The organism is Chryseobacterium daecheongense (genome assembly GCF_003729955.1).
Classification (GTDB): Bacteria; Bacteroidota; Bacteroidia; order Flavobacteriales; family Weeksellaceae; genus Chryseobacterium; species Chryseobacterium daecheongense.
Genome location: NZ_RJTX01000001.1, coordinates 431,899 through 450,973, shown reverse-complemented (window position 1 = coordinate 450,973; position 19,075 = coordinate 431,899). Strand labels below are relative to the sequence as shown.

14 protein-coding genes are annotated in these 19,075 nt (G+C 37.0%); 4 read left to right on the top strand and 10 right to left on the bottom strand.

The genetic code is table 11. The features are described from left to right. Window positions 1-93: 93 nt before the first annotated feature. From EGI05_RS02000 to amaB, 7 genes are all read right to left on the bottom strand, one after another. On the bottom strand, window positions 94-3,240 hold the full coding sequence (locus tag EGI05_RS02000) for an efflux RND transporter permease subunit (protein WP_123261398.1): 3,147 nt from the start codon (window positions 3,238-3,240) through the stop codon (window positions 94-96). After that, a complete protein-coding gene (locus EGI05_RS01995) occupies window positions 3,240-4,424 on the bottom strand; it encodes an efflux RND transporter periplasmic adaptor subunit (protein ID WP_123261397.1) in 1,185 nt (394 codons plus the stop codon). Before EGI05_RS01995 ends, EGI05_RS02000 begins: the two co-directional genes overlap by 1 nt. A 2-nt stretch (window positions 4,425-4,426) precedes the next feature. Continuing rightward, on the bottom strand, window positions 4,427-4,882 hold the full coding sequence (locus EGI05_RS01990) for a transcriptional regulator (RefSeq protein ID WP_123261396.1): 456 nt from the start codon (window positions 4,880-4,882) through the stop codon (window positions 4,427-4,429). A 122-nt stretch (window positions 4,883-5,004) separates the two neighbouring features. After that, entirely contained in the window at window positions 5,005-5,520 is a 516-nt protein-coding gene (locus tag EGI05_RS01985; RefSeq protein WP_123261395.1) for a GNAT family N-acetyltransferase, read from the bottom strand. Between the two features lie 329 nt (window positions 5,521-5,849). Continuing rightward, window positions 5,850-6,080, bottom strand: coding sequence for a DUF2007 domain-containing protein (locus EGI05_RS01980; protein WP_123261394.1), 231 nt, complete (start codon window positions 6,078-6,080; stop codon window positions 5,850-5,852). Window positions 6,081-6,141: 61 nt separating this feature from the next. Then, complete coding sequence (gene lat / locus EGI05_RS01975; RefSeq protein WP_123261393.1) at window positions 6,142-7,467, bottom strand: L-lysine 6-transaminase; 1,326 nt, start codon at window positions 7,465-7,467, stop codon at window positions 6,142-6,144. Window positions 7,468-7,538: 71 nt separating this feature from the next. Then, window positions 7,539-9,089, bottom strand: a complete 1,551-nt coding sequence (gene amaB, locus EGI05_RS01970) for an L-piperidine-6-carboxylate dehydrogenase (RefSeq protein ID WP_123261392.1) — start codon at window positions 9,087-9,089, stop codon at window positions 7,539-7,541. A 136-nt stretch (window positions 9,090-9,225) separates the two neighbouring features. Here amaB and EGI05_RS01965 point away from each other — a divergent pair, with 136 nt between their 5' ends. After that, entirely contained in the window at window positions 9,226-9,375 is a 150-nt protein-coding gene (locus tag EGI05_RS01965; protein ID WP_034670154.1) for a histidine kinase, read from the top strand. A 72-nt stretch (window positions 9,376-9,447) separates the two neighbouring features. On the opposite strand, the gene EGI05_RS01960 is transcribed toward EGI05_RS01965, so the two are convergent. From EGI05_RS01960 to ccsA, 3 genes are all read right to left on the bottom strand, one after another. Continuing rightward, entirely contained in the window at window positions 9,448-9,642 is a 195-nt protein-coding gene (locus tag EGI05_RS01960; protein WP_123261391.1) for an Arc family DNA binding domain-containing protein, read from the bottom strand. A gap of 38 nt (window positions 9,643-9,680) precedes the next feature. Beyond that, window positions 9,681-10,550: an SPFH domain-containing protein gene (locus EGI05_RS01955; RefSeq protein ID WP_123262545.1), complete on the bottom strand. Its 870-nt coding sequence runs from the start codon at window positions 10,548-10,550 to the stop codon at window positions 9,681-9,683. Window positions 10,551-10,728: 178 nt separating this feature from the next. Beyond that, complete coding sequence (ccsA, locus tag EGI05_RS01950; RefSeq protein ID WP_123261390.1) at window positions 10,729-13,998, bottom strand: cytochrome c biogenesis protein CcsA; 3,270 nt, start codon at window positions 13,996-13,998, stop codon at window positions 10,729-10,731. A 238-nt stretch (window positions 13,999-14,236) separates the two neighbouring features. Here ccsA and EGI05_RS01945 point away from each other — a divergent pair, with 238 nt between their 5' ends. The 3 genes from EGI05_RS01945 to EGI05_RS01935 all read left to right on the top strand — a co-directional run bounded on the left by EGI05_RS01945 (window position 14,237) and on the right by EGI05_RS01935 (window position 19,039). Continuing rightward, a complete protein-coding gene (locus EGI05_RS01945; RefSeq protein WP_123261389.1) occupies window positions 14,237-16,765 on the top strand; it encodes an FtsK/SpoIIIE family DNA translocase in 2,529 nt (842 codons plus the stop codon). A 72-nt stretch (window positions 16,766-16,837) separates the two neighbouring features. After that, window positions 16,838-17,485, top strand: coding sequence for a LolA family protein (locus EGI05_RS01940; protein WP_123261388.1), 648 nt, complete (start codon window positions 16,838-16,840; stop codon window positions 17,483-17,485). A gap of 99 nt (window positions 17,486-17,584) precedes the next feature. Continuing rightward, the gene (locus EGI05_RS01935; RefSeq protein ID WP_123261387.1) at window positions 17,585-19,039 is read left to right on the top strand and encodes an LptF/LptG family permease; all 1,455 of its coding nucleotides are present in this window, start codon (window positions 17,585-17,587) and stop codon (window positions 19,037-19,039) included. Window positions 19,040-19,075: the final 36 nt, after the last annotated feature.

Here is a 19,075-nt window from a genome sequence, read left to right as displayed (position 1 = left end):
AAAAAATTAGAAGTTAGATACTAGAACTAGAGGCTAGAATTATATCAACTTTTATGTTAAGTCTAATATCCAACCTCTAATATCTTTTAATTTTTATTCAGCTAAATTGATTTCTTCTTTTTTGATCGGCTTGATTTTCTCCTGCAATGTTTCAAAGATCACATATAAAACAGGGATCACGAAAAGTCCTAAAATAGTACCTATTAATAACCCGATCGCTGCACCCGTTGCAATGGATCTGTTTCCTACTGCACCGATTCCGCTTGCCAACACCAAAGGTAAAAGACCGAAGATGAATGCAAATGAGGTCATCAAAATAGGTCTTAGCCTTGCTTTAGCCGCATTGATCGCAGACATAACGATGGTTTCTCCATGATGTCTTCTCTGGACGGCAAATTCCACAATCAAGATGGCATTTTTAGCTAATAATCCCACCAACATGATCAAAGCGATCTGGAAATAAATATTGTTTTCCAAGCCCATTATTTTTTGTCCGAAGTAAGCTCCCATCACCCCTAAAGGAAGAGATATTACCACTACCAAAGGAAGAATATAACTTTCATATTGGGCAGAAAGGATGAAATAAACGAAGATCAAACTTAATGCGAAAATCAGTAAAGTTTGTGAACCTGAAGCTAATTCTTCTCTTGATAATCCGGTGAACTCAACATCATAATTCGGACCTAAGGTTTCTTTTGCTACCTGCTGTACTGCACCGATGGCATCACCGGTACTAAATCCTTGTGAGTTTGCACCTGTAATCTTCACTGAAGTAAATAGATTATAACGGCTAACGGATTGTGGCCCGTATGCTTTTGATAAGGTGACAAACTGTGATATTGGTGACATCACTCCTGAACCAGTTCTTACATAAAGTTCATTCAGGTTATCGATACTTTTCCTGTTCTCAGGAAGTGCCTGAACCATTACTCTGAACTGTTTCCCATATTTGGTAAAGTCAGCAGTATAAATTCCTCCGATATATCCTTGCATGGTGCTTAGAATGTCATTAACGGAAACTCCCATTTGTTTTGCCAACGGAACATTAATTTCCATTTGATACTGAGGATATTTCGTGTTAAATGATGTTTGTGCAAAATCAATTTCAGGTCTTTCTATCAGTTTACCGATAAATTCATTGGTTTTCACGTCAAGATCTGCATATTCTCCTCCCGATTTATCCAGCAACACCATTTCAAAACCGGCACTGTTACCAAATCCTGGTACACTCGGCGGCTGGAAGAACACAACTTTAGCATCAGGAACTTTTCCGACAATTCCAAATAGTTTTTTGGTAATATCTTCAGAAGTCTGGCCATCTTTTTTCCTTTCATCGAAAGGTTTTAATTTAACAAATGCAAGACCATTGTTACTGCCATTTCCTGATAAGAAACCTCTACCTGTTGAAATGGTTACGTTTTGTACTCCGGGAACCTGCAATGCATTTTTCTGAAGAGTTTTCAAAACATTATATGTTCTTTCCATAGAGGCACCGGGAGGAAGCTGAACATCGGTAAAGATAATTCCTCTGTCTTCAGTAGGTACAAATCCTTTTTTCATGGTAGAACTTGCCCAGAACAGAATACCCCCTGTAACAGCAAAAATGATCAAAGTAACCCATTTATGTCTCAACAGGAATACAAATCCTCTTCCATAACGATCTGTGGTTGTCTTAAAGGCTATATTAAACTTATAGAAAAACTTTTGAATAAAGTTTAAATTCTGATACTTTTCATGGTGCGCTGCATGAGGTTTTAAGAATAATGAACATAAAACCGGACTCAATGTCAGTGCATTGATCGCTGAAATAATGATCGCCACGATAAGGGTTATCCCGAATTGCTGATAAAATACTCCCGTAGGTCCTGTAATAAAGGTTACCGGAATAAATACGGAGGCCATTACCAGGGTAATTGAAATAATGGCACCAGTAATTTCATCCATCGCTTCTACAGTAGCTTTTTTGGCATCAGCAATTCCATGTTCCATTTTAGCATGAACCGCTTCGACGACGACGATGGCATCATCCACCACAATCCCGATGGCAAGAACCAAAGCGAATAGGGTCAATAGGTTCAGTGAATATCCAAATAAATTCAGGAAAAAGAAAGCTCCCACAATGGATACCGGAACAGCAATCGCCGGAATCAAAGTAGATCTGAAATCCTGTAAAAAGATATATACTACGATGAATACCAGAATAAATGCTTCAATCAAAGTATGAACTACCTTTTCGATTGATGCTTCAAGAAACTCGTTGGTATCAAAGTTAAAGGTGTATTTTATTCCTTGAGGAAAACTTCCTTCTGCGGATTTTAAGTAGGTTTTAATATTCTGAATGATCTCCTGAGCATTGGAACCCGGTGTCTGGAAAATCCCCATACTGATGGAAGGGTTATTTCCGTTTTCTCCTATTCCCGTATAAGACTGACCTGCCAGTTCTACTTTGGCAACATCTTTCAGCATCAAGTTTTGACCATCGCTAAGAGATTTAATGATAATGTTATCATACTGTCCCTTATCGTTGAATTTACCCACATATTTGATGATATATTCAAATGAACTTCCGCTGTTTTGCCCGATAGAACCTGCAGCGGCTTCTCTACTCTGGTCATTGATGGCATTGGTAACATCTGTTGGAGTTACACCATACGCCGCCATTTTTGCGGGATCCAGCCAGATTCTCATCGAGTAGTTTTTACCCCCGAAAACGTTGGCATCCCCTACACCGTTAATCCTTTTCAGATTGGGAATAATATTAATATTCAGAAAGTTTTGAAGATATACGTCATCCAGATCTTTATTTTCTGAATAGAAAGACATATACATCAAGGCACTTGTCTGCTGCTTCTGTGTTACCACTCCTGAACGGGTTACCTCGCTCGGAAGTAATGGTGTAGCTCTGGTTACACGGTTCTGAACGTTTACTGCTGCAATATCCGGATCAATTCCCTGTTTAAAGAAAATCTGGATGTTGGCAGAACCGTCATTTCCCGCCGAGGAAGTAATATAATCCATTCCTTCCACCCCGTTGATCTGTTCTTCCAAAGGAACCACCACACTTTTCATTACAGTTTCGGCATTGGCTCCTGTATAGTTTGCGGTAACACTTACTGTAGGCGGCGCAATATCAGGATACTGCGTAACCGGAAGGGAAATCAACCCTAACACACCGAGGATCACAATCAAGATTGAGATAACGGTAGATAAAACCGGTCTGTTAATAAAGTTCTTTATCATTAGAATTTCGGTTTTATAGATTGAACAAGACTATCCATTTTTACAGGTTTCTTGATGATTGCCGTTCCCGGTTTTAGACCTCCGATACCTGCTGCAATTACAGTTTCTCCTTTGTTAACTCCTGATTTGATCAATGCCATATTATCAATTCTTTCTATCACGTCCACTACCACATTTTTGGCTGTATCTTTTTCTACTTTGTACACATACACAATACCTTGCTGTTCGTAAGTAGCACTTTCCGGAACCACTAAGACATTATCATATCTTTGAGGAAATCTGATGGTTCCACTGTTCCCATTGCTTAATAATTTTTGAGCATTGGAGAATCCTACTCTGAACTGGATCGTACCTGTTGTAGGATCAATCTGGCCTGTAATGGCTTCAATTCTGCCTTTTTCAGGATATAAGCTTCCATTAGCTAGTTGCAGTTCAACCATAGGAAGATTTTTGATTTTTTCAGGGACACTTGCTCCTACGGATTTTTCAAGGAAGTCAAAATATTCTTTTTCATTCATAGAAAAATAAGCAAAGATCTGCGAGGTATCTGAAATGGTAGTCAAAGGAGTCTGATCCGTAGGACCTACTAAACTTCCCACTTTTAAAGGAAGTTTACCTACCACTCCCGAAATAGGGGCACGAATAACGGAATACTCAATATTAGCTTCCACTCCTTTATAGTTCGCTGTTGCTTGTTGTTTTGAAGCCACAGCCTGCTGAAGCTGTGCCTGTGCTTTTGCCAAATCTGCCTGAGCAGTTTGCAACTGGACATTACTGATGATATTTTTAGCAACGAGAGGTTTTAGTTTGTTGACCTCTACCTGTGCAGCATTCACAGCAGCCTGTGCAGCGGCAATATTAGATTGTGCGGCTCCTATTCCTGCTTTTGCAGCAGCAGCATTTTCATTAAGAATATTGGTTTCAAGACGGAATAATGGCTGTCCTTTGGTAACGTATTGTCCTTCATCCACCAAAACCTGGGTGATATATCCCTGGATTTTAGCACGTACATCATTATTTACCCTACCTTGAATGGTAGCCGGAAATGTTTGATAACCCACTACATTTTTAGCTTCCACAGATACCACCGGATAAGGCTTCGGGCCATCTTGCTTTGGAGCTTCTTTTTTGCAGGCAGTTAAGGAGAATGCCGCAATAGAAAGTATAATTAGTTTATTCGTCATTTTTAAAGTTTATTAAGTGATTCCTGTATGTTTTTGATGCTTTTGTTTAGAAGAGATATATACACCTCCATTTTTTCGTCGTGATCATGTTCCTTTCCTTTTTTGAATTTGTTTAAATCATCTATTAATTTCAATTCGTCCTGCATTTTCTGAACTATTTTTTCAAATCTTATCTTCCTGTATTCATCATTGATGAAAAAATACCGTTTCCTCTCATCCATTTTATTATGATCTACAATAAGCTGTGCATTCAACAATAATGAAATGCTTGTAGAAACCGAGCTTTTGCTTGCCGAGAATACTTCTACAAATTCATCGAAAGTCACCCCTACTTTTTCGAAATCGAAATTAAGGTACGCGTAAATCTTAGAAGCTAATGGTGGTATATTGAATATGGTGCCGTAGAACCTTACGGCATCCTGGAAAATTTTTTCATCAATTTCTATACTTTGTTGCATAATATAAAAATTTGAACAAAAGTAGAAATTAGTTCAGAACTAAACGAACAAACCTAATAGAGTTTCTCGATATATAGTTTTTTAAAAATTCAATGAAAGTGGATTTAACTTTTTATCTTTTTTTAAATCACTATCTTCTCAAAGGCTTTTCGGACGCCTCCGCTCAGGTATACTTCACCACAGTAAGAATATCCTTTGCTTTCCAGAATCTTAAGCATCGCCAAATTATCGAAGTTCGTATCTACTTTTACACTTTGGATGTCATGTGATCTTGCAAAATCTTCAATGTGATCAAAAAGTTTTTTCACAAGACCCTGCCCAGCAAATTTTTCATCTACGGCTACTCTGTGAACCACTACAAATTCACCATTGCTTAGCCAGGCTCCTTCAATACTGCTGTAAGCCGGTTCATCGTTCAAAATTAAGGCGGCATATACAGCCACTTCTCCATCTACTGTAAGCACGTACCCGAAGCCTTTTGCAATATCACTTTCAACAGTATTGGGATTAGGATAACCGTTTTGCCATTGTGTGCTTCCGTCTTTCCTTCTCCTTTCAATGGCCTGCTGCAAAATTTTCCAAATGATGTTTCTGTCTTCTATTTCTGCTTTTCTTAATGTAATCTCTGTTGAATTCATATGTTTTTAAACGGCTAAATTGATATGTTGACTTTAACCACAAAAGACACAAAAGTCTTTATTTTAACATCGTTATTTAAGTTTTAATAAAATAATATTGTTTCAAGTTCACATAAGTTGAAAATCTTTGATTTTCAACAAAACTAAAAGTGCTCTTAATAAACTTTGTGAAACAGCTTTTAACTAAACTTATATGTTTAAAAATTTTTGTGTCTTTTGTAGACTTTTTACCACTTATTTTCTTTATAAAAGTTGAAAGAAAAAACCGAAAACTAATTAAATTAATTTTCGGTTCGAAGTAGTAAAATTTAAAATTATGAAATTGTTTTTTATTGGTTTTCGCTTTGCTGAAGATAGGCATCTATAATTTCGAATGCCCTCTTCTCGTTTTCCAGCTTTACCATCACTTTAAGCGAAGTCGCTGTTGGCGTTGTGGTGAATGTAAGGTAATTATTTTCTACCACATTGGCAATTTGCGCTTCCTCTAATTTTGATTTGATTAACTGAATTTCTGAAGGATTGTCACTTTCAAAAACTGATACTTTCGTACTTCTTTCCATATTTTATCCTTTTTGAAATCTAAATGTACAATCTTTTTTTCAGAATTACAAATCTTTGATTTTAAATTTTGTTAATGTTATTTTCAATTTTATCTAACGCAATCTGAATTTCTTCTTTAGAAACATTGAGATGTGGTCTGAAACGAAGGGACTGATCGCCACATGCCAAAATGATCAAACCGTCATTGAAAAGTTCGTCTCTCAGAAGGTTTCTTTGCTCATGAGTCGGTAAATCGATGGCACACATCAAACCTCTTCCTCTTGCATTAGAAATCTTCTCAGGATATTTCTGAGCCAATTTCTGTAAACCTTCTAAAAGATATTCTCCAACTACTTTTGCATTTTCTACCAGGTTTTCTTTTTCAATCACTTCCATTACCAATTGGAAACGCAGCATGTCAATAAAGTTTCCTCCGAATGTAGAGTTGATCCTTGAACTTTCTCTGAAAACATTGTTCGGAATTTCATCAAACTTTTCTTTGTTGGCCAATACCCCGCAAACCTGGGCTTTTTTACCAAAAGAAATAATATCCGGTTTAGCTGTAAAATGTTGGAAAGCCCACATTTTTCCTGTAATTCCGATTCCTGTCTGTACTTCATCAAAAATTAATAATACTTCATTTTCGTCACACAGCTTTCTTAATTCTGTAAAGAACTCATCTCTGAAATGGTTGTCACCACCTTCTGCCTGGATAGGCTCAATGATAACACAAGCTATTTTATCAGGATTTGATAAGATGGCTTCTTCAATATGAAGCAATGCTAATCTTTCATTCTTGATGGTTTCTTCTAAATTTTCTTCTGTAATAGGGAAAGTCAGCTTTGGATTAAGGATTCTCGGCCAGTCAAACATCGGGAAATACTGATATTTTCTTGGATCTGAGGTATTGGTTAAGCTTAACGTATATCCGCTTCTTCCGTGGAAAGCCTGTCTGAAATGGATACATATTCCTGCTTCTGTTTGAAGTCCTTTTTCAAAATTTTTGCGTGTTTTCCAGTCGAAACATGCTTTCATCGCATTTTCAACGCCTAAGGTTCCACCTTCGATAAAGAAGGCATATTGTAATTCTTCAGGAAGTACTACTCTTTCGAATACTTCTAAGAAATGAGCATATTCTTCAGAGTAAACATCAGCTAATGTTGGTTTGTTGACGGCCATTTTTCCTAACCATGCTGATTTTTCCACCAGATAAGGATGATTATAGCCTATGGATGCCGATGCAAACATAGAAAACATGTCCAGGTATTCTTTTTCAGAAAGTTTGTCATACAACCATGAGCCATGTGATTTCTCAATGTCCATCACAAGATCAAAACCATCTGCCAGAACATGTCTGCCTACTGTTTCTTTTACTTTATTCGTTTTCACTTCAATTGTTTGTTCCATACTTTTGGGATTAGGGGAATTTTGTAATCAATTTACATGTATCCATCTTTGATTCATGTAAATTAAAACTTTTATAAATCAAATTTAATACCTTGCGCTAAAGGGAGTTGCGTTGTATAATTAATAGTATTGGTTTGTCTTCTCATATAGTATTTCCATACGTCTGAACCTGATTCTCTTCCGCCTCCGGTTTCTTTTTCACCACCGAAAGCTCCTCCGATCTCAGCTCCGGAAGTTCCGATATTAACGTTGGCAATTCCGCAATCTGATCCTGCATGAGAAAGGAATAGCTCTGCTTCTCTCAGATTCTGGGTCATAATGGATGAAGATAGACCTTGAGGTACATCGTTCTGGATAGCAATGGCTTCTTCTAATGTTTTGTACTTGATCAAATACAAGATTGGAGCAAAGGTTTCATGCTGAACGATCTCATACGAGTTTTTCACTTCTGCGATGCACGGTTTTACATAACAGCCGGATTCATATCCTTTTCCTTTTAATACTTCACCTTCAACAATGAATTTACCACCTTCTTTTTTACATTTTTTGATGGATTCTTCGTATTGATTTACCGCATCAACGTCGATCAATGGTCCAACGTGGTTATTTTCGTCTAAAGGATTTCCGATTTTTAATTGTCCGTAAGCTTTTACCAGCCTTTTCTTCATATCATCATAAACACTTTCGTGGATGATCAATCTTCTGGTAGAAGTACATCTTTGTCCGGCAGTTCCTACCGCTCCGAAAACTGCTCCGATGATCGCCATATCCAGGTCTGCATCTTTAGAAATGATGATGGCATTATTTCCACCTAATTCAAGGATAGATTTTCCGAATCTTTCAGCTACTCTTGAAGAAACCATTCTTCCCACTCTTGTAGAACCGGTGAAAGAAACAAGAGAAACTCTTTTATCATCCACTAATTTTTGTCCGATCTCATGATCTGCAACCAATACGCTTGAAATTCCTTCAGGAAGATTATTTTCCTTTAAAACTTCTGACATGATATTCTGACATGCAATAGCGCAAAGCGGTGTTTTTTCTGATGGTTTCCAGATGGTAACATTTCCACAAATCCAGGCTAAAGCGGTATTCCATGACCAAACGGCTACCGGGAAATTAAATGCTGTAATAATTCCTACAATTCCCAGCGGGTGGTACTGTTCGTACATTCTGTGTCCGGGTCTTTCGGAATGCATCGTATACCCATGCAACTGTCTTGATACTCCTACTGCAAAATCACAGATGTCTATCATTTCCTGTACTTCACCTAACCCTTCCTGTAAAGATTTTCCCATTTCATAAGAAACAAGCTTTCCAAGGTCGTTTTTGTACTCTCTTAACTTCTGTCCTAATTGTCTTACGATCTCTCCTCTTTTCGGAGCCGGAATCAGTCTGAATTCCTGGAATGCCTTCTGAGCGGACTCAATTACCTTGTCATAATCGCTTTCGCCGGAGGTCTTAATTTTAGCAATCAATTTGCCATCTACCGGAGAAAAACTTTCTATTGTTTTTCCTGACGCGAAATATTTTCCGCCTACTGATGTTCCTTTATTTTCTTCTTTAATACCTAGATTTTTGAGCGTTTTTTCAATCCCAAAATCTTTGACTTTTTTAGACATAAAATGTTTACTTTTCGTTTCCTCTAAAGATAAAAATATTATACGAAACGCAAAATTTTATTTTTTTAACAGCTTTCTTATTTGGAATAATTCTAAACATGTTTATCTTTGTAGGGTAATATTTTTAATTTCAGCAATGGAAAATCCACAGGAAAATAATTCAAAGTTTAAGAAATGGTTCAAACGTGTGGGATGGGCAGGATTTGCTTTTTTTACCATTAAAGGTTTGATATGGTTGGTAATATTCTATTTTGGAGCAGATACGCTTCAAAGTTGCATAAAATAAAAGCAGAGAATATTCTCTGCTTTCTTTTTAGGATAAGGTTAATTGAAAGGTATTTAATTGCTTTTAGCAATACTATTCATTTTTCTTCCTTCCGGAATTGATCAGGCTTTGATGAAGCAAATACTCAATCTGCCCGTTTACGCTTCTGAATTCATCGTTGGCCCATTTCTCCAGAAGTTTATAGGTAGACTCATCTATCCTGATCACAAAAGATTTTTTACCTTTTGCGGTACTTTCGGAAGAGTTTTGAGCTTTTTCTGATTTCATTGTATTCTACTTTACAACACAAGGTCTTTAAACATTTTTTAATTGTATAATGTTCCTGCATTCAGGATAGGCGTTGCCGCTTTTTCACCACAAAGAACCACCATTAGATTGCTTACCATCGCTGCTTTTCTTTCATCATCCAATTCTACGATGTTTTCTTCCGAGAGTTTTTTCAAGGCTAAATCTACCATTCCGACAGCTCCTTCTACAATTTTGGTTCTTGCCGCAACAATAGCTGTTGCCTGTTGTCTTTGAAGCATTGCCCCCGCAATTTCAGAAGCATAAGCCAAATGTGAGATCCTTGCCTCCTGGATGGTAATACCTGCTTTTGAAAGGCGGTCTGTAAGCTCCTGTTCTAAAATGGAATTGATTTTATCACCACCTTCTCTCAAGGTAATCGGGGCATGATCATCTTCTAAATTATCATACGGAAAGCTCATCGCTAAATGACGCACTGCAGCTTCACTCTGCATCTTTACAAAGTCTGAATAACGCTCAACATCAAAAGCAGCCTTATACGTATCTCCTACTTTCCAGACAATTACAACGGCAATTTCGATCGGGTTTCCCATTTTATCATTTACCTTCAAAGTCTGCCCCTGTAAATTTTCGGAACGAAGACTCATTTTTTGAGATGAATATAAAGGATTAATAAAAAACAAACCATTATCCTTTACAGTTCCCACATATCTTCCAAAGAAGTTCAATACTCTTGAGTGGTTAGGCTGAATGATCATCAAACCTTTCAGAAAGAAACAAAAAAGAATAAAGCAAAGTATTGCTACAATAACATAGGTAATATTTTCACTATCCGCTCCCATAATAAATAAGTAAACAGAAGCTACAAACAATGCTAAGCAAATAACTAATGTTAAATAACCCGACATAGGTTTTAAAGTTTTTTCCATGATTGTCAATTTTAAATGTGATATTATTTTGATATCATAAAGATATGTATAAGTTTTGAATAATGAGTTATAAATGATGAGTTTTTTTAACCAGTAGGAGGTACAAAGTTCGAGATACATTGTACATGAAAAAATCCCGGAAATGATTTCCGGGATTTAATTTTATATTTTTTATTCTTTATTTCTTAGTCAATACTTTGAATTTAAAATAAGAAATCGCAGATAAAAGGATCATCGTTGAAATTCCTATATATACCCAGGCCGGAACCGGAACAGGGTCTCCCGCTGCATAAGAGTGAAGTCCGCTTAGGTAATAATTAACTCCAAAATACGTCATTACCATTGAGCAGAATGCAAACATGGTTGCTACATGGAACGCCCATCTGCTTCTCAATCCGGGAACCAATCTCATGTGCAATACAAAGGCATACACCATAATAGATATGAAAGCCCATGTTTCCTTCGGGTCCCAGCTCCAATATCTACCCCATGATTCATTGGCCCAGATTCCACCTAAGAAGTTTCCTACGGTAAGGGCAAAAAGACCAATCGTTAATGACATTTCAGAAACAATTGCTAATTCTTTCAAAGTAGTATCATGATGTAATTGATAAGTTCCTTTATTTGAAATGATGTAAAATATCAGTGAAATCACAGCAATGATCATAGAAAGAGCAAAGAAACCGTAACTTGAGGTAATGATCGCTACGTGGACAATCAGCCAGTACGATTTTAGTACCGGAACAAGCGGGGTGATCTGCGGATCAAGCGCTGAACCTCCGTGGGCAAATCCCATCATGATGACAGCTACCATGAAACCTGCCGCAGGAATCAATGCGTTTGAATTTCTATACAATATTAATCCGGCTGTAATACCTACCCAGGAGATAAAAATAATTGCCTCATATCCATTACTCCAAGGAGCATGTCCTGAAATATACCATCTTGCCACTAATCCTAAGAAATGCATCAGATAACCGATTAAACCTACTGCTATAATTGCTTTAATGACCTTATGTAAAACCTTATTAGGCTTGAATAGCTCAACAAATCCTAAAATAAGCAGTAATCCCCCGATTAATGTATAGAAAATTAATAATTTGAAATTGATGTTCACCTTATTCATGAACACTTCCAAATCCACTTTAGACTTTGCCGGAACTACAGCCTTTCCCCACTTTTGCTGGTAATCTGAAAGTTTTGCCAATTCAGTATCAGCTTTGCTCCAGTTTCCGGATTGCTGTGCCGTTAAAACTTCTGCAAAATAGGGTCCCATTACTTGCTGAGATTCCATATCCGGTTCAAATTTCTGATCGAGCCAAGAATGCCATGTATGGTTGGGATCATTCTTTACAGGAACAATTCTCATAAACTGTCCGCTGAAAAATTCATTGAAAATCTGAACTCTTTCATTGACAGCAATTACTTCTTTATCATAATTTGTCTGTTCAGCCGGTTTTTTACGGAAAGCAACATTATAATCATGTTCAAGGATATACGTAAGATTTCCGTTAGCATCTGCCGGGAAAAGATTCATCAATGAAGTATATCCATCATCATCTGCTTTTGTTTTGTTTTTTAGCTCGTCTCCTCCCTTAGTTCCTACTTTAATGATCGGAACCATCGTCCAGCTTGGTGTGTCTGTATTAATAGAAAGGAACCACTGATTGGCAGTAAGAGACTTTCCGTCTGTACCTTTGAATTCGTCTTTTTTGTATAATTTTCTTAAAATATCTAATGCTTCTGTATTGATAGGAACAATTCTTCCTTCAAAATTCTGAACCAAAAGATATCCGAATTTATCAGCATGCTCTTTGTTGATCTTGTTTCTTGTAATGATCTCGTCAGGAGAAATAGTTCTCATTTTCCCAATTGGAGTCGCCAATGAGTTCTGCTTTGGAGTAGCACCATCAAGCGGCTGGGCAGCAGGAGCAGGAGCGTGAGCATGGTTATCACCTTCTACATGGATATGTTCTCTGCTTCCGTCTGTAGTTCCGTGGGTTTCAATTTTCTGAGCATTCAATCCCAAGCTTAATAGCAATAAAACAATAGTCGCTGCTCTTTTCTTATTAACATCCGTCAGAATTTTATTCAATTTCCAGAAGTGAGAACCTTTCCAGAAGAAGATCAGGAACATTCCCAAGAATAAAAATGTGTATCCTATATATGAAATTAAAGTTCCCCAGTAATCGTGGTTTACTGATAAAACAGTTCCCATTCTGTCAGGATCGAAGCTTGCCTGGAAGAAACGGTATCCCCCATGATTAAGAACGTGGTTCATATAGATTTTATAAGGAGTCTGCTTTCCTTCATCAATAATTTTCACATGACTTTCATAAGCACTTGGTGAGGAGCTTCCCGGATAAGTTTCCATAACGAAGTCATCCAGTTTTAAGGCAAAAGGAGTATTGTAAATTTTAGGACCGAAGCCCACCATAATGTTCAATCCATCCATAGTCACCTGTTTGAAAGCGTTCGGGTTTCCTTTTTCAACAGAGAGGTCTACTAATTGTTTTGTTTTAGGACCTTGGATTTCAACAGTCAGCATATCCGGAACATTAGCATCTTTCTTTCTATCACCTTCAAAAGCCAATAGTCTTCCTTTTTTAAGACCTTCCGGCACTACCAACTTCAGTTCATTGATCGTGTATAAACTTCTCAATGCCAAAGGCTGGAACTCATCTTTCTTTGTATTTCCTGTTGCCTGAGTGGCCATTGTCATATAAGATGCATCTACAGGAGTTTTAATAAATAGTTTTCCACCTTCATTTTTAAATTCAACCGCTCCTTCAATCGCTCTGTTGAATGTTACCAAAGTTCCATTGATAGATTTGGTTTCTCCCGGTTTGATATAAATATTCTGTCTTCCGGTTTGTCCTGTAGATACCAAATGTAAATATTCTGTCCCGTTAGGCTCAGCAACCAAGCTGTCTTTTTTTCTCTGAACATAATCTTTGGCAAAAACCCTGATCTGTTTTCCATGGAAATCATAGGTTGCTTTAAAGTCTTTATGTAAAGGAGACATCAGATAAGGAATATCCTGATAATTAAGAACATCTCCCTTCTCTTCAATCTGAATTTTAAAGAAGTTTTTATCAGTTACAATCTCGTTGGAAGTTTCTCCTTCTCTGATGTGCATGGTTCCTTCAAAACTGATGTATCTTGTAATGGCACCCCCGATAAAAATGAGTACAAAAGCAAGGTGAAATACCAAAACCGGCCATTTTTCTTTTTTCCAAAGTCTGTATCTTCCGATATTTCCTATGAAATTTAAGATGAGCAGAAACATGATCAGTTCAAACCATTTTGCTTCGTAAATTAATGCTTTTGCAGTAGGTGTTCCGTAATCGTTTTCTAAGAATGTTGCATAGGCCATAGCGAATGCATAAGCGAGCAACAACACAGCCATTGTTCTGGTTGAGATAAGAATATCCTGGAGCTTCTTCATGATTTTTTTACTTGACATGCAAAAATAAGGATGATTAATTAAAAGGTCGACAAAAAAAACTGTTATTTATCATTTCAAAGCCCGCTTTTCCTTATTTTGATTCATTCTTAATAAGTGAGAATTTATAGTAAATTATTCATTGAAATACCACAAAAACATACAATGATAAAGAGGATAATTTTCAAGAAAAAGATTCTTTTACTATTGAAAAAACATTAAATTTGCCCACATTGATATTATGGATAAAAAGACACAGACCAAACAAGCGGAATCGCCTGAAAAAGGCAAAATTTTATCTAAGCCACGTATATTTTTCGGGCTTACCTTTATACTTTTTTCTATAGTGCTTACGTTATCGTTCATTTCCTATCTAATGAACTGGAAAGCCGATCAGAGCCAAGCCGGAACCATGCTCGACAAGAGTATAAAATCTTCGAATATTTTCGGAAAGGTTGGAGACTGGCTGGGAAATATCTTCATATTTGAAAGTATTGGGGTAGCTTCTTTTATCATTGCATTTTTGTTCTTAGTATTCGGAACCTTGATTTTGAAAAAGAAGATTTTTAAGCCTTGGAAAACCGTTGGGCATTCTTTGTTCTTCATTTGCTGGCTTCCTATTTTCCTGGGAGCAATTACTAAAGGACAGGGTGTTTTAGGTGGTGTTTACGGATATCAGATCATGGACTCGTTAAATGCTATTATCGGAACCGTAGGTTTATGGTTGGTACTGGCTGCGAGTATTATTTTATATTTCGTTTTAGAATTCAATCTTCGTCCGAGTTCCATCAAGGCAAAACTGGAAGAGATCAATGAGAATACCATCGGAAGGGTAAAATCCATGATGCCGAATTCTGATGAGAATTTTGAAGCCGACGATGAGTTGGAAGAAGAAAATAAAGATACTCCAATGAATAATGTATCGGTTACAGATGTTACTGAAAACAATATTATTCAGGAGCCTATAAGTGTTCCAAAAGGATTTCCTGAAGTTCCTGTTTCAACCAACTTAGAACCTATTGCCACTCCGAATCAGACTTCATTTGAAGATGAAGAAAAAGATTTTTCGCCTTCCGTTAATCTCAACCTTAATACAAAACCTACGACTCCTGTGGCAACACCGGAACAGGCTTTTGACTTTAATGCTCCGACGACTACAGCGCCGAAGGAAGATATCAAATTCAATGTTGAAGTAGCTCCTGTTGTGGACATATTGGATGATTCTGACAGAAAATCACAGGAACTTGTTGAAAAGCATGGACTTTATGACCATAAATTGGATTTGGCCAACTTCCAGATGCCAACAGTAGATTTACTGAAAGATTATGGTAGTGAAGAAATTTCTATCAATAAAGAAGAATTAGAAGAAAATAAAAATAAGATTGTTGGATTATTAAAGAACTTCAACGTAGGAATTGCTGAAATCAAAGCAACTATTGGTCCTACAGTTACTTTATACGAAATTGTTCCTGAAGCGGGAATCAGAGTAGCAGCCATTAAAAAGCTACAGGATGATATTGCTTTGAACCTTTCTGCATTAGGGATCAGAATTATTGCCCCAATGCCTGGAAAAGGAACAATCGGGATAGAAGTTCCTAGAAAAAATCCTACTATGGTTTCTATGCGTTCTGTGATTGCTTCACAGAAATTCCAGAATACGGATATGGATCTACCGGTGGTATTCGGCAAAACGATCTCCAATGAAATTTTCATGGCGGATTTAGCCAAAATGCCGCACTTATTGATGGCAGGTGCTACAGGTCAGGGTAAGTCGGTTGGGATCAATGCAATTCTTACTTCCCTACTCTATAAGAAGCATCCAAGCGAATTGAAATTCGTGATGGTGGATCCTAAAAAAGTGGAACTTTCATTATACTCAAAAATTGAAAGACATTATCTGGCTAAATTACCGGATGCGGATGAAGCCATCATTACAGATACCAATAAAGTAATCAACACCTTGAATTCCCTTTGTGTTGAGATGGATACAAGGTATGATCTTCTTAAGAATGCCTTCTGTAAAAACCTAAAGGAATATAACAAGAAGTTCAGTGAGAGAAAACTGAATCCTGAAAACGGACATCGTTATTTACCTTATATTGTTTTAGTAGTTGATGAATTCGCAGACTTAATTATGACCGCCGGAAAAGAGGTTGAATTACCTATCGCAAGATTAGCGCAGTTGGCAAGAGCAGTGGGTATTCACTTAATTGTTGCTACACAGAGACCATCCGTTAACGTAATTACCGGTATGATCAAAGCGAACTTCCCGGCAAGAGCAGCGTTCAGAGTAATTTCAAGTGTGGATTCAAGAACGATATTAGATTCTCCGGGAGCAGATCAGCTGATCGGTAAAGGAGATATGTTATACTTCAACGGAAACGAAATTTTAAGACTACAATGTGCATTTGTAGACACTCCGGAAGTGGAAAGAATCGCAGAATATATTGGTGAGCAGAAAGGATATGCTTCGGCGTTCATGCTTCCTGAATATGTTTCTGAAGATTCTACCAGTACAGTCGGAGCTTTTGACCCGAATGAAAAGGATGCTTTATTTGAAGAAGCGGCCAGAATTATTGTTTCTACCCAGCAAGGATCTACTTCAATGCTTCAGAGACAATTGAAATTAGGATACAACAGAGCAGGAAGGATTATGGATCAGCTGGAGGCAAGTGGTATTGTGGGAGGCTTTAACGGAGCGAAGGCAAGAGAGGTCTTGATCAGTGACCTTCATTCTTTGGAACAGTTTTTGGAAGATCTGCGTAACTAAAAGGGAAAACATATTGTGTTTAACTTTTAAGGTCGAAAAATGTCTAAAGATTAAAAGTAGTAAAGAAAAAAAATGAAAAATATTATTTCAAAAGTCATATTAGGGAGTTTGGTAGTAGGAACAGTTGGATTTGCCCAAGCACAGAAAATAGATGCAAAAGCTAAAAAAATCCTGGATGATATTACAGCCAATTATAACGCTAAAAAGAACACTTATTTTAAATTCTCTTTCGGAAGCGGAATGAAGGGACAGGTTACTAAAACAGAACCGGGAATCTACTACTCCGCAGGAGATAAGTATAAGTTGAAAATCATGGATACAGAGCAGATTTTTGACGGAAATAAGATCTATAACATCAATGCTGAAGATATGGAGGTAACCATTGCAAAGCCTAACGGAAGCAGCAGTATGTTCTCTCCGATCAACTATCTTACAAGCTACAGAAAAGATTATAATGTAACGTACAACGGAAAGAAAACCGTAAATGGGGTAAGTACAGATTTCATCAAATTAACTCCTGTAAAAGCAAACGGGTTGAAATATGTTTATCTGTTTGTAGATTCTGCCAAAAAGCAAATGGTAAAACTGGAACAACACGGAACGAATCAGGATGTTGCAGTAATTGCCATCAAAGAATATAAGGAAAACCAGGATCTGGACCCGAACATGTTTGTTTTCGATAAGAATAAGTACAAAAATTATATTGTTACAGAATTATAAATCGCGGATTTGCAAAACTGTAATTCATATTATTATAAAAATTCATAAAATATAGAAGCCACAAGTGAACTTTGTGGCTTTTTTGATTAATTTTGGCGCATGTTAAAAATACTAGACCGATATATCATAAAAACCTTCTTTGGGCCTTTTTTCTTTATATTCAGTGTATTGTTTTTCATATTCATTGTGAACATTATCTGGGTACAATTAGGTCAGTTTATGGGGAAAGGGTTAAGCTATTGGCAAATCCTTAAACTTCTTTTTTATCTGGGAGTAAGTGTTGTCAGCTTGGTAATGCCGCTTACAATCCTTCTGGCAAGTATTATGTCTTTCGGGGAATTTGGAGAAAGATATGAGCTTGCAGCCATGAAAGCAGCGGGAATTTCATTAACGAGGGTAATGACTCCCCTGTTGGGAGTATCCGTGATATTGGCAGTCATGCTGTTTTTCTTTTCCAATAATATCATCCCTGATTTTCAGAGAAAGGCGAAAAATATGCTTTTTAATATTGCCCAGACAAAGCCTGCGTTGAATTTTACACCAGGACAGTTTATTGATCAGATTCCCGGATATATGGTGAAGTTTGACAAAATTTATGGTGAAAACGGAGAAAATATAGAAGGAGTTTTTGTACACAAAAAAGCCAGCACTTTTGAAAATCAACAATCCATTGTTGCAGAAAAAGGAAAATTTGTTCCTGCAGCTAATAAAAATTTCCTTAAACTGGTTTTGTACAACGGTTATGTATTTGAGGATAATCTGGCTGGAAAAGGTGAAACTGCACGATATAAACAGCCGGATCAGGCTATTAAGTTTGATACGCTGGTTTCCCACTTTGACGTCAGTGAAATCATTAATAAAGCTATCGAAAAAGAACAGATCACGGATGATTACCGTTTTCAATCCTATAGCGAGCTTAATGCGACCATTCTTAAGAATAAACAAGAAAATGACAAGTTCTTTGCCAACATAAGCAATGACGCGCTTAATCAGACCAATTCCATGGTAAGTTATATGGACAAGAACAAGTCTAAAGCTCCGGTAAAATCCCAGATCAAACTGGATACAGTAAAATCTGATAAAAAGCTGGAAATTATCTACAATGCTTACAACAGGCTGGATAATTTAAAAGTAACACTGGATGGAAAATCAAATGATATTAAACCGAATGTAAAGTACTTCAGTAAAGTGGTGATTTACCAGCAGAGAATTGTCTCCTACTCCGTTACCTGTATTATTTTCTTCCTGATTGGTGCCAGTTTAGGATCTATCATCAGAAAAGGAGGTATGGGGGTTCCGGTGATTATAGCTATTGTTATTTTCATCATCTTTTACGTTATGAACCTTGCTATCGAAAATATTGCATGGGGCGGAAAAATGAATCCTTATTTAGCAGCCTGGCTTCCCAATATGATCCTCTTGCCTTTCGGGGTCTGGATGACCTATAAAGCACTCACCGATTCACAGCTGTTTGATGCGGAAAAATACAAAGCATTATTCAAACCGATTACTCAAAGGTTCTCTAAGAATAAAGAGCATAAGAGATATCAATAAAATAAAGATCCGGAAATATCCGGATCTTTTTGTATA